11 protein-coding genes and 4 tRNA genes are annotated in these 14009 nt (G+C 61.4%); 8 read left to right on the top strand and 7 right to left on the bottom strand.

From position 1 onward, the window contains the following. Nucleotides 1–176 precede the first annotated feature (176 nt). Together AC07OT_RS18240 and AC07OT_RS18235 are read left to right on the top strand one after the other, a co-directional pair. The gene (locus tag AC07OT_RS18240) at nt 177–1658 is read left to right on the top strand and encodes an NCS1 family nucleobase:cation symporter-1 (protein ID WP_065940162.1); all 1482 of its coding nucleotides are present in this window, start codon (nt 177–179) and stop codon (nt 1656–1658) included. A gap of 25 nt (nt 1659–1683) precedes the next feature. Then, the gene (locus tag AC07OT_RS18235) at nt 1684–2967 is read left to right on the top strand and encodes a Zn-dependent hydrolase (RefSeq protein ID WP_495108683.1); all 1284 of its coding nucleotides are present in this window, start codon (nt 1684–1686) and stop codon (nt 2965–2967) included. A 122-nt stretch (nt 2968–3089) separates the two neighbouring features. Here AC07OT_RS18235 and AC07OT_RS18230 read toward each other — a convergent pair whose 3' ends face one another. From AC07OT_RS18230 to AC07OT_RS18215, 4 genes are all read right to left on the bottom strand, one after another. After that, complete coding sequence (locus AC07OT_RS18230; protein ID WP_495108682.1) at nt 3090–3548, bottom strand: REP-associated tyrosine transposase; 459 nt, start codon at nt 3546–3548, stop codon at nt 3090–3092. Between the two features lie 249 nt (nt 3549–3797). After that, on the bottom strand, nt 3798–5216 hold the full coding sequence (locus AC07OT_RS18225; RefSeq protein WP_495108681.1) for an efflux transporter outer membrane subunit: 1419 nt from the start codon (nt 5214–5216) through the stop codon (nt 3798–3800). Continuing rightward, a complete protein-coding gene (locus tag AC07OT_RS18220) occupies nt 5200–6369 on the bottom strand; it encodes an efflux RND transporter periplasmic adaptor subunit (RefSeq protein ID WP_115488538.1) in 1170 nt (389 codons plus the stop codon). The genes AC07OT_RS18225 and AC07OT_RS18220 overlap by 17 nt, the downstream gene beginning before the upstream one ends. After that, nucleotides 6359–9580, bottom strand: coding sequence for an efflux RND transporter permease subunit (locus tag AC07OT_RS18215; RefSeq protein ID WP_495108680.1), 3222 nt, complete (start codon nt 9578–9580; stop codon nt 6359–6361). Before AC07OT_RS18215 ends, AC07OT_RS18220 begins: the two co-directional genes overlap by 11 nt. Before the next feature lie 207 nt (nt 9581–9787). Between AC07OT_RS18215 and AC07OT_RS18210 the strand changes: the two genes are divergently transcribed. Beyond that, complete coding sequence (locus AC07OT_RS18210; protein WP_115488536.1) at nt 9788–10198, top strand: PA0061/PA0062 family lipoprotein; 411 nt, start codon at nt 9788–9790, stop codon at nt 10196–10198. On the opposite strand, the gene AC07OT_RS18205 is transcribed toward AC07OT_RS18210, so the two are convergent. Further along, complete coding sequence (locus AC07OT_RS18205) at nt 10195–10356, bottom strand: hypothetical protein (RefSeq protein WP_166655314.1); 162 nt, start codon at nt 10354–10356, stop codon at nt 10195–10197. The two genes, AC07OT_RS18210 and AC07OT_RS18205, sit on opposite strands and share 4 nt — an antisense overlap. 211 nt (nt 10357–10567) lie before the next feature. Here AC07OT_RS18205 and AC07OT_RS18200 point away from each other — a divergent pair, with 211 nt between their 5' ends. Beyond that, entirely contained in the window at nt 10568–11230 is a 663-nt protein-coding gene (locus tag AC07OT_RS18200) for a peptidase C39 family protein (protein ID WP_495108679.1), read from the top strand. Between the two features lie 43 nt (nt 11231–11273). On the opposite strand, the gene pbpG is transcribed toward AC07OT_RS18200, so the two are convergent. Both pbpG and folD read right to left on the bottom strand, forming a co-directional pair. Continuing rightward, on the bottom strand, nt 11274–12197 hold the full coding sequence (gene pbpG / locus AC07OT_RS18195) for a D-alanyl-D-alanine endopeptidase (RefSeq protein WP_495108678.1): 924 nt from the start codon (nt 12195–12197) through the stop codon (nt 11274–11276). A gap of 207 nt (nt 12198–12404) precedes the next feature. Continuing rightward, the gene (gene folD / locus AC07OT_RS18190; RefSeq protein WP_027606241.1) at nt 12405–13259 is read right to left on the bottom strand and encodes a bifunctional methylenetetrahydrofolate dehydrogenase/methenyltetrahydrofolate cyclohydrolase FolD; all 855 of its coding nucleotides are present in this window, start codon (nt 13257–13259) and stop codon (nt 12405–12407) included. 275 nt (nt 13260–13534) lie between these two features. On the opposite strand from folD, the gene AC07OT_RS18185 reads away from it, so the two are divergent. The 4 genes from AC07OT_RS18185 (at nt 13535) to AC07OT_RS18170 (ending at nt 14009) form a co-directional block, all read left to right on the top strand. Further along, nucleotides 13535–13611 (top strand) — tRNA-Arg (locus AC07OT_RS18185). A 32-nt stretch (nt 13612–13643) separates the two neighbouring features. Then, a tRNA-His gene (locus tag AC07OT_RS18180) sits at nt 13644–13719 on the top strand. Between the two features lie 56 nt (nt 13720–13775). Further along, nucleotides 13776–13860, top strand: a tRNA-Leu gene (locus AC07OT_RS18175). 77 nt (nt 13861–13937) lie between these two features. After that, nucleotides 13938–14009 (top strand) — tRNA-His (locus AC07OT_RS18170).

Raw genomic sequence — 14009 nt, 5'->3', positions numbered from 1 at the left:
ATTAACATCAGCCAGTTATATAAGCGGTGCGGGTTCAAGGGCAGTTGTCGGCACGGTTATTGAGTGCAGTGGTGGCTGGCCGGGCCCGTGATGTCATGTTGTTTACGAGGTACTCCGGCCACCCTGTGTTCAGCGCGGGGTGAGCAACAATAATTCGAAAAAACCGTGGAGCGGCCATGCAACAGAACAGATCGCAAGTCATTGAGCGCAACGGCCTGTACGAACTCGACGCCGGCCCCGACGTCCTCGACAGCCCTCGCTACAACCACGACATGGCACCGACCAAGGTGCACGAACGCACCTGGAACAAGTGGCACATCACCGCGCTGTGGGTCGGCATGTCGATCTGCGTGCCCACCTACACCCTGGGCGGTGTGCTCACCGCGTATTTCGGGTTGTCGGTGGGTGAGGCACTGATGGCGATCTTGCTGGCCAATATCGTGGTGCTGATCCCGCTGACCCTCAACGCCTTCCCCGGCACCAAGTACGGCATTCCGTTTCCGGTGTTGCTGCGTTCGTCCTTCGGCATCCTCGGTTCCAACGTGCCGTGTTTGATTCGGGCATTGGTGGCCTGCGGCTGGTTCGGGATCCAGACCATGTTCGGCGGGCTGGCGATCCATCTGTTCCTGGGCTCGATTTTCGAGGGATGGAAGTCCCTCGGCGGCACCGGTGAAGTGATCGGTTTCATGATCTTCTGGTGCCTGAATCTGTGGGTGGTGCTGCGCGGTGCCGAGTCGATCAAGCGCCTGGAAACCCTGTCGGCGCCGTTGCTGGTGGCGGTGGGCATCGGCCTGCTGGTATGGGCGATGCCCAACGTGTCGATCAGCGAGTTGATGGCAATCCCGCCCAAGCGTCCCGAAGGCGCGAGCCTTACCGGTTACTTCATGGCCGGCCTTACCGCGATGGTGGGCTTCTGGGCCACCTTGTCGCTGAATATTCCCGATTTCAGCCGTTATGCCAAAAGCCAGAAGGACCAGATCCTCGGGCAGATTTTCGGCCTGCCGCTGACCATGTTCCTGTTCGCCGCCCTCGGCGTGATCATGACCGCCGCCTCGGTGAAACTGGTGGGCGTCAGCGTATCCGACCCGGTGACCCTGATCGGCCATATCCAGAGCCCGGTGTGGGTGGCCGTGGCCATGGCGCTGATCATCGTCGCCACGTTGTCCACCAACACCGCTGCAAACATCGTCTCGCCCACCAACGACTTCCAGAACATCGCGCCCAAGCTGATCAACCGCACCACGGCGGTGATCCTCACCGGGTTGGTGGGCTTGGCGTTGATGGGCCACGAACTGCTGAAAAAACTCGGCCTGATCGTCTCGGATGTGAGCCTGGAAACCGTGTATTCCAACTGGCTGCTGGGCTATTCGAGCCTATTGGGGCCGATTGCCGGGATCATGGTGGTGGACTACTTCATCACCCGCAAACAACAACTGGACCTGGCCGGCCTGTACCGCGACGACGTGTACCCGGCTTGGAACTGGAGCGGTTTTATCGCCTTTGGTGTGCCGGTGGTGCTGACCTTGCTGTCCCTGGGCAGTGATGCGTTCAGCTGGTTCTACAGCTACGGCTGGTTTACCGGTTCGGCGTTGGGCGGGTTGTTGTATTACGGCCTGAATGCCAGGCGTGGAGCCAGCCCGGTGGTTGTCAATTCATAAGAAATACAAGCCTGAGGAGATCCCCATGAACGCTGCCCTCGACGTTCTGCAATCGACCCACCAGCACATCAACCGCGACCGCTTGTGGCAGTCGCTGATGGACCTGGCCAAACTCGGCGCTACCCCCAAGGGCGGCGTGTGCCGCCTGGCCCTCACCGACCTCGACCGCAAGGCTCGCGACCTGTTTGTGCAGTGGTGCGAAGACGCCGGTTGCACCGTGACCGTCGACGGCATCGGCAATATCTTCGCGCGCCGCCCTGGGCGTAATCCCGACCTGCCGCCGGTGATGACCGGCAGCCATATCGACACCCAGCCCACTGGCGGCAAGTTCGATGGCTGCTTTGGCGTGCTGGCGGGAGTGGAAGTGCTGCGTACGCTCAATGACCTCAAGATCGAAACCGAAGCGCCCTTGGTAGTGGTGGTGTGGACCAACGAGGAAGGCTCGCGCTTCCCGCCGTGCATGATGGGCTCGGGTGTGTTTGCCAGGAAATTCACCCTGGCGGATACCCTGGCCAAGGTCGATGCGGACGGGGTCAGCGTGGGTGATGCGCTGAATGCGATTGGCTACGCGGGAACCCGTCCTGAGAGTGGGCACAAGGTCGGTGCGTATTTCGAGGCGCATATCGAACAAGGGCCGATTCTGGAGGATGAGAAAAAGACCATCGGCGTGGTGCTCGGCGCCCTCGGGCAGAAGTGGTTCGACCTGAAACTGCGCGGTGTCGAGGCCCATGCGGGGCCGACGCCGATGCACCTGCGCAAGGACGCCCTGGTAGGCGCGGCGGCGGTGGTGGCGGCGGTCAATGCGGCGGCCTTGGGGCACCAGCCCCATGCGTGCGGGACCGTCGGTTGCCTGCAGGCGTATCCCGGTTCACGCAACGTGATTCCGGGCGAAGTGCGCATGACCCTGGACTTCCGGCACTTGGAACCGGCGCGGTTGGATTCGATGATTGCCCAGGTGCGCCAGGTGATTGACGAGACCTGTGCCAAGCACGGGCTGAGTTTTGAAATGGAACCCACGGCTGACTTCCCGCCGCTGTACTTCGACAAAGGCTGTGTGGACGCCGTGCGCGATGCGGCCAATGGGCTGGGCTTGTCGAACATGGACATCGTCAGCGGTGCAGGGCACGACGCGATTTTCGTCGCCGAGTTGGGGCCGGCGGGGATGATCTTTGTGCCGTGTGAAGGGGGCATCAGCCACAACGAAATCGAGAACGCCGCACCGGATGACCTGGCGGCTGGGTGTGCGGTGCTGTTGCGCGCCATGGTGGCCGCTTCAGCCGCCATCGCCAGCGGCAAACTCACGGCTTGAAGTGCGGGTAAAAAAAGTGGGAGGGGGCTTGCTCCCGATAGCGGTGTATCAGTTACAGATAAGCTGACTGACCTACCGCAATCGGGGGCAAGCCCCCTCCCACATTTGGACTGTGTATGACGTTAAACCCAGATGGCATCCCACAGTGGGTAGTCGCCAATCCGCTCGACCAGACCCGCTCGCAATGGATTAGCCACCACATACCGGGCCATTTTCACCAAGTCATCTTCCTTGCGCAGTGCGCGGTCATGAAAGCTCTCTTGCCAGAGCCGGCCCTTGCGACCACTCACGCCATTGACGGTCCTGGTGCTTTTTGACTTCACCTGGCGCATCAAGTCCGCCAGCGAGCCTTTTTTCAGTTCAAGCAACCAATGGAAATGGTCCGGCATGATGACCCATGCCAGGGAGTTGGCCAGCCCTTGGTACTGGGCTAACCGAAATTGCCAGACCACCAGGCGACCGAGATGGAAATTGCTGAATATCGGTATGCGTTCGTGGGTGTTGGTGGTGATGAGGTAGATACGGTCGGGTTCGCTGAATCGACCGATGCGCAGGCGGTGTGAAGCGGGTAAATCTGCCATTCCCTGGCCCTCTCTAGATGTGCTTAGAGAGGCTAGATTGGCGAGCAGGAGGTGGATGGGCAGGCTTTTGGCAGGATGTGTCTGGACGGCCGCCATCGGGGGCAAGCCCCCTCCCACATTGGTTCAGCGGCGCTTATACATTATGTGTCTGACGCAGGATCAGTGTGGGAGGGGGCTTGCCCCCGATGGCGGTGGCTCAGCTACGGTTAAACTGGCTGTTCCACCGCTATCACTGTGCCTGGGGTGATGTCAGGCGCCAGGTTGCCAGCCGCCGCCGAGTGCGGTCACGAGTCCTACACTGGCCTGCAACTGCCGCGTCTGCACCGCCTGCAATGTCCGCTGCGCTTGCAACGCCGCCGTCTGCGCGGTCACCACATCCAGGTAACTGACTGCCCCCGCCTGATAGCTGTTCATCGCCAATGATTGCGTATGCTGCGCCGCATCCGCTGCCGCCTGTTCATCCTGCGCCTCCTGCTGCAAATCCCGTAGTTGCGCCAGGTTATCTTCCACCTCGCGCACGGCCTTCAGCACCTGGCTGCGGTACTGCGCCGACGCCTCTTCAAACTCGGCCTTGGCCTGGCGTTCATTGGCGCTCAAGCGGCCACCGTCGAAAATCGGCAGGTTCACCAACGGGCCCAGTGCCCAATACCGATTGCCCGCCGACAGCAGATTGCCGACGCCCTGTGTCTGCCCGCCAATCAACCCGGTCAAGCTGAAGTCCGGATACCACGCCGCCTTGGCCACGCCGATATTTGCGTTGGCCGCAAACACCCGGCGCTCTGCCGCTGCAATATCCGGGCGACGTTGCAACAGGTGGCTTGGTAACTGTGACGGAATTCCCGGCAGGGCGATCAGTTGCTGGCCGGGCGGCAAGGTAAAGTCGCTGGCTGCCACACCCACCAACTCGCCGATGGCGTGCTCGGTGAGGTTGCGTTGCCCACGCACTTCATCCAATTGCGCCCTGGCCTGCGCCAGTTGATTTTGCGCACGGGTCAGGTCCAGCTCCGAGGCTATCTGGCCCTCGTAGCGGCTGCGGGTCAATTGCAATGCCTGGCTGAAATCATCCAGCGAGCGAGTGAGAATCCGGCTCTGTGCATCCAGCCCATTGAGTTGCACGTACAAGGTCGCCAACTGACGCTGCAAACTCAGGCGCGCCACCGCCAGGTCATCCCCGGACGCTTGCGCCTGGGCATCGCCGGCCGCGACCTGGTTGCGGATTTTGCCCCACAGGTCCAGGTCATAGCTCAAGGAAAACCCCGCGATGTTGCTGTTGTACACCGACGGTTGCGTATCCCCCCGCAACGGTCGCGAATCCGATTGCCGCTGGCGCAGCGGTTGCGCGCTGGCGCTGATCTTCGGGAACAGGCCTGCGTGCAGTTGGCTGGCATACGCCTGGGAAGCATCGAAGTGCGCCAGCGCCGCCGCCAGGTCCGGGTTGGCCTTGAGCAGCTGCTGTTGCAGGTCATTCAGGCGCGAATCGTTGTAGAGCTTCCACCATTCGGGTGCCAGTTGGTCGGACGGCTGCGCGCTGTGCCAGGGGCCATCGCTGGTCTGTTCGCGGTAGTGGGTCGGCAGGTCGATCGCCGGCACCTTGTAGGTCGGCGCCATCGAGCAACCCTGCAAGAGCAGCAGCGTCAATGCGGCGAGCGGTTTAAGCCTTATGCGCATGCGCACCTCCGGAGGCATCGGCGAGCTGCACGGGATCACCTTCGCGCAGGGCATCGGGCGGGTTGTCGACGATGCGGTCGGCGGGTTTCAAGCCCTGGTCGATCACCAGGCGTTCGCCCAGGTCGAGGCCGATATGGATGGGCTGCAGGTGCACACGGTTCTGCCCGTCCAACACCGCCACCTGGGTGCCCTGGGCGCGGAAGATCAGGGCGCTGGCCGGGATGCTCACGCCATGGGTATCGGCCGGAATCGGCAGGGTGGCCTCGGCATAATCACCGGGCAGCAGTTCGCCGTCGGGGTTGTCGGCGACGAACTGGGCGAGCAGGGTGCCGGAGCGGCGGTCGATGGCGGTGGAGTCACCGATCAGGCGCGCCTTGAAATGCTTGCCGGGGTGCTCGGGCACGGTCAGCTCGGCTTCAAGGCCCGGATGGATGACCGCTGCGTAGTTCTGCGGCACCGGTACATAGAGGCGCAATTGATGGGTGTCGGCAATGTTGAACAGTTCCGGATCGCTGTCGGTGTCGGCCTTGATCAACTGGCCGATATCGGTGTTGCGCGCGGTGATGGTGCCGGCGAACGGGGCGCGAAGGGTCTTGTAGTTTTCCAGCGCCGACAGCCTGGCATAGTCGGCAGCGGCGGCCTCGGCGTTGGCCTTGGCGGCAGCGGCATTGGAGGTTTTTTCGTCGGCCTCCTGGCGCGATACCGAATGGCTGGCCAGCAGGTTTTGCCAGCGCGTGGCGGTGGTTTCGGCCAGGCGTGCGTTGGCCTGTTCCTGCACCAGGCGTGCATGGGTCTGCGCCAGCTGTTGATCCAGGTCGGGGCTGTCGATTTCCGCGAGGACTTGCCCGGCCTTGACCCGGCTGCCGATATCGACTTTCCAATCCTTCAGGTAACCGCTGACCCGGGCGTGGATCGGCGCCTTGCTCCAGGCTTCCAGGTGCGCCGGCAGGCGCAAGGTATCGCCGGCCACATTCTGCCGGGGCTGGAACACCATCACGTGCGGGATGGCGGCGGTCTCGGTCCAGGCCGTGACCGATTGTTCGTGCAGCGTACGGGCATGCAGGCCGTTGGCGACTAACAGGGCGGCCAGGGTCAGGCCGCCGACACCCATGAGCATCAGACGCTTGCGCGAGGGTTTGTGATCAGACGACATGTGGGGTTTCTCCTGCAACTGCGCGAGTAGGGTGACGACCGTGGACCAGGCTGAAGACCACGGGAACAAACAACAATGTGGCGAGGGTCGCGAAGATCAAACCGCCGATGACGGCGCGTCCGAGCGGGGCGTTCTGCTCCTCGGAAATTGCCAGGGGCAACATGCCGATGATCATCGCCAGGGCGGTCATGCACACCGGGCGGAAGCGCGTGTAACCGGCCTCCATGGCGGCTTTCAACGCATCACCATGTTCGGCCAGGCGCTCACGGCAGAAGCTCACCACTAGGATCGAGTTGGCCGTGGCCACGCCCATGCACAGGATGGCGCCGGTGAGTGCCGGCACCGACAAGGAGGTGCCGCTGAGGAACAGCATCCACACGATCCCCGCGAGTGCCGCAGGCAAGGCCGTAATGATCACAAACGGGTCGGCCCACGACTGGAAGTTGACCACGATCAGCAGGTAGATCAGCACCACCGCACCCAGCAGGCCAAGGCTCAGGCCGCTGAAGGCTTCATGCAGCGCATCGATCTGCCCGTGCAGGCTGATCGTCGCGCCTTTGGGGCGCAGATGCGCGGTGTCATCCAGCACCTTTTGCACGTCGCGGGCTACGCCGCCGAGGTCGCGGCCCTGCACGTTGGCGTACAGGTCCAGGGTCGGTTCGATGTTGTAGTGGGTCACCACCGCCGAGCTTTGCACGCGGGAGATAGTTGCTACGCCGCCGAGGATCTGCGACTGCCCATCGGCGCCGGTGACCGGCAGCGCTTCCAGCGACGGCAGGCTGTCGAGGCGGTATTGCGGGGTGGCGGCGACAATGGAATAGGACACGCCGTTCGCCGGGTTGAGCCAGAAGGTCGGTGCGGTCTGCGAACTGCCGGCCAGCGACGCCACCATGCTGTTGGTCACGTCCCGCTCGGTGATGCCCAGGCCGTTGGCGCGCATGCGGTCGACATTCACCTGCAGCGACGGGTAGCCGGTGGACTGCTGGATGCGCAGGTCGGCGATGCCGGGCACATGTTGCAGGCGACGTTCCAACTCGACGGCATAGGCGCGGTTTTCTGCATCGCTGCGCCCGGAGATTTTCACGTCCAGCGGCGCCGGCGCGCCGAAGTTGAGGATCTGGCTGCTGATGTCCGCCGGCAGGAACGCAAAGTGGCTGCCAGGGAAACTTTGCGGCAGCGCTTCACGCAGTTTCTTCACGTAGTCGGCGGTGGGCGCATGGCCCTTTTTCAGGCTGACCTGGATGTCGCCATCCTGCGGGCCGATGGTGCCGCTGCTGCTGTAGGCCATGTCGATGCCGCTGAGCGGAATGCCAATGTTATCGACGATGGTGTCCAGTTCTTCGGCGGGGATCACTTCACGGATCCGCGCTTCGATGCGGTCGAAGGCGGCAGCACTTTCTTCGATACGCGTGCCCAGCGGCAGGCGCACATGCAGGGCCAGCGCACCGGCATCCGTCGCCGGGAAAAAGTCCTGGCCCAGGCTGGGCAACAGCAGGAATGAGGCGAGCACACAGGCCAGGAAACCCACGATAAAGCGCTTGCGATGACCCAAGGCCAACGTCAGCAAGCCATGGTAGGTGTCGCGGATATTCGAGAAGTGGCGCTCGAAACCTCGCTGGAAATTCAGCACGGCTTGCAGCGCGGTATTGCGCGGTTTCGTGTGCTGCTCGCCCTCATGGTGGTTGATGAATTCGTCTTCAGGGTGATGTCCGGCACCTGGCTCCGGCATATGTGGCTTGAGCAGGAACATCGCCAGCGTCGGCACCAGGGTGCGCGAAAGAATGAATGAGCTGGCCATGGCAAAGATCACCGCCAGCGCCATCGGCCGGAACAGATAACCGGCGATGCCTTGCAGCAGGAACATCGGCACGAACACGATGCAGATGCACAGCAGCGAGACGAACGCCGGGCCGACAATTTGCGCGGCACCGTCGAGGATCGCGGTCTTCACCGCCTTGCCTTGTTCCAGGTGCCAGTTGATGTTTTCGATGGTCACCGTGGCGTCGTCCACCAGGATCCCTACGGCCAACGCCAGCCCGCCGAGGGTCATGACGTTGAGGGTCTGCCCGCTGACCGCCAGCAGCGCAATGGCCGACAGTACCGCCAGGGGAATCGACGCCGCGATAATGATCGTGGAGCGCCAGCTGCCGAGGAACAGCAGGATCATCGCACTGGTCAGCAGCGCGGCGATGATGCCTTCCTGGGCCACGCTGCCCACCGATTGCTTGACGAATACCGAGGCGTCGCCCAGCAACGAGGTCTTCAATGACGGCGGCAGGGTTTCGTTGATGCGCGGCAGCATCTGGCGGATACCGTCGATGATCGACAAGGTGGAAATGCTGCCGTTTTTCAACGCCGGCATCAGCACCGCGCGATGGCCGTCGACGCGCACGATGTTGGTCTGCGGCGGCGAACCGTCGCGCACGTGGGCAACCTGGCCGATGGTGATCAGCGCGCCGTCGACGGTCTTGATCGGCAGGTCGTTGAGCTCATCGATGGCCTTGGGGCTGTTGTTGAGCAGGATCGTGTATTCATTGGGGCCGAGTTTGGCGGTGCCCACCGGGATGATCTGGTTCTGCAGCGCCAGGGCATTGCCCACATCCTGGGCCGACAAGCCTTTGGCCGCCAGCGCCTGGGGGTCGAGGTCGAGGGTGATCTGCCGCTGCTTGCCACCCATCGGCGTGGGCATGGCCAGGCCGGGCAGGGCGCTGAGGGGCAGGCGGATATTGTTCTGCACCAGGTCGCGAATTTTGGCTTCCGACAGCGTGGGGCTGGAGAACGCCATTTGCAGGATCGGCACCGTGGAGGCGCTGTAGTTGAGGATCAGCGGTGGCGTGATGCCCGGTGGCATCTGCTTGAGCACCGTTTGTGATACGGCGGTCACTTGGGCGTTGGCGGTGCGGATGTCGACGCCGGGCTGGAAGAAAATCTTCACGATGCCCATGCCGGGCAGGGATTGCGATTCGATATGTTCGATGTCGTTGACGGTGGTGCTCAGAGAGCGTTCATAGGTGTAGATCACCCGGCCGGCCATGGCGTCCGGCGACAGGCCGTTGTACTGCCAGACCACGGCGACCACAGGGATACCGATATCGGGAAACACGTCAGTGGGGGTTCGCAGGGCCGCCATCGGCCCGATGATGCAGATGAATATGGCCAACACGATAAACGTGTACGGCTTTTGCAGTGCGGTCTTTACCAGCCCGAGCATGCGTGAACCTCCGAGGGAGCAGGATTGCAAACCCCGGCAGTCTTGCCCGACCCACCTAACACGCGCCTTTCAGCCAGGTGAAGGAACATTTAGGTAAGGGCTGAAGATCGTTTCATATGGATTCATTTGTTCTACAAGGCGTGGCTGCCCAAGCTTGCATCCCATCGGACGACTTGTCTTTTTACTGATGTTCTTTGGAGCCCTGCCATGTCACTCAAACCTTTATTGTTGATCCCCGCCCTGGGGGCTGTTTTGTTGTTGTCAGCCTGTGCCGGCCCGATTCCCAAGGCGGACCCCAGCGAAGCCTGGATCGGCTTGAAAGAAGAAGCGCCGAACGACCTGATGGCCGAACGTGTGGACGGCAAGCGTGTCGACGACGGGCGCTTTTTCGAGGTGACCCCCGGGGATCACCGCCTGGACGTGACGTTATTCGAGGAAGAAGCCGGCGACGACAACCAGCAGGACTGCGAGGGTCGGGTCGAGTACAAGGATTTCAAGGCGGGTGAGCATTACACCCTGGTGGAGTCGAGCCTGGGCACCACCGTGCGCGCATCCCTGATGGACGGGCACGGTAAGGAAGTCGCGGCGACTCAGGATTTCAATTGCATGCCTGGCTAGGCGTGGTGCACCGCCGCTCTATGGGGCTTGGCGGGTGCCTCAGGTTTGACGTGGGGGTGATGGTGCCGGCGAGTAATGCGCAACACCCCCCACAACATGGCGCCGGCTACCGCCAGCCAACCGCAGATCAACAGGAAAATCGTTGTTGCAAGGCTCATTTTGGCCTCCTTTCGCCCCGCAGGGGGCACACACAGTCTTCTCAATGGACAGTCTAGCTACCCGGCGGTTGCCTGCTATTGACCAATGGTCGTGTTCGTCCAACTCGTTTGCTCTAACCGCGACGCTTTACTGAGCCTATGGGCTATACCCGCGTGGCAGAGCGTCCTATGATCAGGGCCCTCACCGGCAGTTGATCAAGAGAGTAAAAAATTGCGGTTACGGTCGAACCTTAAAACATCCTTGTTGCTGGCCTGTGCCCTGGGGCTTGCGGCCTGTTCCGGGCAGCCGTCGAAACTTCCGGGCCTGCCGGAACGTGTCGAACTCAATGGTGTGCCGACCTTTCGCAGCGAGGCTTATCAGAGTGGTCCTACAGCGTTAGCCAGCATGCTGTCGCAACAAGGCATTGTGATGACACCGGGCTTGTTGGATAAGCCGTTGCATTTGCCGGGCGGTGAAGCGGACCTGGAGCGCAACATGCAGGTGCTGGCCCGTGAGTACGGGCTGATGGTGTACCCGCTGGATGCCAAGCTGACCGCGGTACTGGCGCAGGTGGCCGTGGGTTATCCGGTGATGGCGCGGATTGGCGGCGGCCTGTTGTCTGACGCGCGCTACGTGGTGGTGGTGGGTTTCAACCAGCAGAAAAGCACGGTGCTGTTGCGTTCAGGCATGGACCGACGCCTGCTGATGAGCTTCAGTGACTTTGAGTCGAAGTGGAGCAGTGCCGGGCACTGGGCAATCGTCACCCAGCGCCCGAGCCAATTGCCGGCCAATGTGGATGCGCAGCGCTGGCGGGATTCGGCGAACGCAACGGCCCAGGCCGGGCAGGAGCGGGCGGCGGCGCAGGCGCTCAAGGTGTTGGCGGAACACAAATAAAATGGGAGGGGCGAGCCCCTCCTAACTGCGTTCTCGGTGTTCCTTAACGGCTGACTTCGGCGGCACTCGCGCGGTTCTTCAGGTTCTTGTCAGCCTTGTAGCGCAGCGCGACGTCCGGCACCGAGCCGCCCTTGCCGGTCTCGACCCAGCTACGGATACGGCTGGCATCGGCAAAGTGGGTGAATTTGCCGAAAGCATCCAGGATCACCAGCGACACTGGACGATTGCCCATGCGGGTGACCAGCACCAGGCAATGACCGGCCTGGTTGGTGAAACCGGTCTTGGTCAGCTTGATATCCCAGTTGGCGCGGTTGATCAGGTGGTCGGTGTTGGAGAAACCCAGGGTGTAGTTGGGCTTGCGGAACGCTACGGTCTTTTCCTTGGTGGTGCTCAACTGGCTCAGCATCGGAAATTTTTGCGCGTAGGCCAGCAGCTTGCTCAAGTCGCGGGCGGTGGACACGTTGTGGATCGACAGGCCGGTGGGCTCGACATAATGGGTGCTGGTCATGCCCAGGGCCTTGGCCTTGGCGTTCATCGCGGCAATAAAGGCCGCGTAGCCGCCCGGATAGTGGTGCGCCAGGCTCGCGGCGGCGCGGTTTTCCGAGGACATCAGGGCAATCAGCAACATCTCCTTGCGCGGCATCTGGCTGCCGATCTTCACGCGGGAGAACACGCCTTTCATCTCCGGCGTGTCGGTGATGTTGATGTCGATGTACTCGTCCATGTTCTGCTTGGCTTCAAGGACGATCAGGCCCGTCATCAGTTTGCTCACCGACGCGATAGGCACCACCACGTCGGGGTTACTGGCGTAGATGACCTTGTTGGTCTGCAGGTCCACCAGCATGGCGCTACCGGAAGCGATCTGCAGTTTGGACGGATCCCGCGGCGCCAGGGCGGAGTCGGCAGCGTGCGCAAAGGTGCCGGTGAACGCAAAAAACAGGCTGACAATGGAAAGACGAATTTTCACGCGGATGAACTCGCTAAAAAGTAAAAAATACCGTTGGTAAACGGGTTTTGTGACAAATGGCGTTACATTTTAGGAGTATGGACGACAGACTGTCGAATGTTCTTCTAAAACCAGACGAAAGTGCTTAAAAACTAACAAAAAACAGGTTTTCTTCCAGGCAATAAAAAGCCCTGCGATAAGGCAGGGCTTTTTCAGTACGACTGGTTATTAACCGTGCAGGGTTTCTGCGGCGTACAGGGTGTTTTCCAGCAGGCAGGCACGGGTCATCGGGCCAACGCCACCCGGTACCGGGGTGATCCAGCCGGCGCGGGGCAGGGCGGTTTCATACACCACGTCGCCGACCAGCTTGCCGTCTTCCTGGCGGTTGATGCCCACGTCGATGACGATGGCGCCTTCCTTGATCCATTCGCCCTTGACCAGGCCCGGCTTGCCGGCGGCCACGACGACCAGGTCGGCACGGCCAACGTGGCCGGCCAGGTCCTTGGTGAAGCGGTGGGTCACGGTGACGGTGCAACCGGCCAGCAGCAACTCCATGGCCATGGGGCGGCCCACGATGTTGGACGCGCCGACGACGACGGCATCGAGGCCGTACAGGTCGACACCGGTGCTTTCCAGCAGGGTCATGATGCCTTTGGGCGTGCATGGGCGCAGCAGCGGGATACGCTGGGCCAGGCGGCCGACGTTATAAGGATGGAAACCGTCGACGTCTTTGTCAGGGCGGATGCGCTCGAGCAACTTGGACGCGTCCAGGTGCGCGGGCAATGGCAATTGCAGGAGGATGCCGTCCATCGCCGGGTCGTCGTTGAGGCTGTCGATCAGGTCGGTCAGGGCCTGCTGGGTGGTGTCGGCAGGCAGGTCGTAGGCCTTGGAAAGAAAGCCGACCTCTTCACAGTCTTTACGCTTGTGCGAGACATAAACCTGAGAGGCAGGATCGCTGCCGACCAGGATCACCGCGAGGCCAGGCGTGCGCAAGCCTTGCTGGCTGCGCTCGGTGACTCGTTTGGCGATCTGCTGGCGCAGGCTGGCGGCGATTGATTTGCCGTCGATAAGTTGTGCAGTCATTACGCGTGATTAACCATCGAGAGGGGGAGGAAAAGTGCGCGCATTCTCGCACGCCACGGCGTGAGGGCAAAGGCGCTTGGTCCGCAAATTGGCCTAACCCCTTAAATAAAATGAATTTTTTTCAAAAAAGATTTGACGGGTTTCCAGGCCCTCTATACTATTCGTCGCACTTGTCGGGCACAGCCTAGCACTGGTTAAGAAGGTCGAGCAGAATCGTTGTTCTGCAAGGCTGGAAGCACTTAGTTTGTAATCCTCCAAGAGTACAGATTAATAAGGCGCCCGTAGCTCAGCTGGATAGAGCATCCGCCTTCTAAGCGGATGGTCGCAGGTTCGAGTCCTGCCGGGTGCGCCATTAGGCAGCTTTGGCACAAGTAGCGCTATATGGTGGGCGTAGCTCAGTTGGTAGAGCACGGGATTGTGACTCCCGTTGTCGAGGGTTCGATCCCCTTCGTCCACCCCATATTTTGAAAGGCGCCAGATTAACCGTCTGGCGCCTTTGCTTTAAGAGCTTCAAGCGCGGATGTGGTGGAATTGGTAGACACACTGGATTTAGGTTCCAGCGCCGCGAGGCGTAAGAGTTCGAGTCTCTTCATCCGCACCAAATAAGGCCTTACTCGGTTTACATGCAGGGTGGGGTTAGACAAAGAAGTAGTTTGGTTTCTTTGTTAACGCAATATGGTGGGCGTAGCTCAGTTGGTAGAGCACGGGATTGTGACTCCCGTTGTCGAGGGTTCGATCCCCTTCGTCCAC

The sequence above is a fragment of the Pseudomonas sp. GW821-FHT09C10 genome (assembly GCF_059418085.1).
The sequence above is the reverse complement of the archived record's forward strand: the minus strand, read 5'-3'. Positions and strand labels throughout refer to the sequence as shown.

Coding starts and splice junctions, on each gene's coding strand:
- AC07OT_RS18240 (WP_065940162.1), top strand. CDS start 177: ATGCAACAGAACAGATCGCAAGTCATTGAGCGCAACGGCCTGTACGAA.
- AC07OT_RS18235 (WP_495108683.1), top strand. CDS start 1,684: ATGAACGCTGCCCTCGACGTTCTGCAATCGACCCACCAGCACATCAAC.
- AC07OT_RS18230 (WP_495108682.1), bottom strand. CDS start 3,548: ATGGCAGATTTACCCGCTTCACACCGCCTGCGCATCGGTCGATTCAGC.
- AC07OT_RS18225 (WP_495108681.1), bottom strand. CDS start 5,216: ATGCGCATAAGGCTTAAACCGCTCGCCGCATTGACGCTGCTGCTCTTG.
- AC07OT_RS18220 (WP_115488538.1), bottom strand. CDS start 6,369: ATGTCGTCTGATCACAAACCCTCGCGCAAGCGTCTGATGCTCATGGGT.
- AC07OT_RS18215 (WP_495108680.1), bottom strand. CDS start 9,580: ATGCTCGGGCTGGTAAAGACCGCACTGCAAAAGCCGTACACGTTTATC.
- AC07OT_RS18210 (WP_115488536.1), top strand. CDS start 9,788: ATGTCACTCAAACCTTTATTGTTGATCCCCGCCCTGGGGGCTGTTTTG.
- AC07OT_RS18205 (WP_166655314.1), bottom strand. CDS start 10,356: ATGAGCCTTGCAACAACGATTTTCCTGTTGATCTGCGGTTGGCTGGCG.
- folD (WP_027606241.1), bottom strand. CDS start 13,259: ATGACTGCACAACTTATCGACGGCAAATCAATCGCCGCCAGCCTGCGC.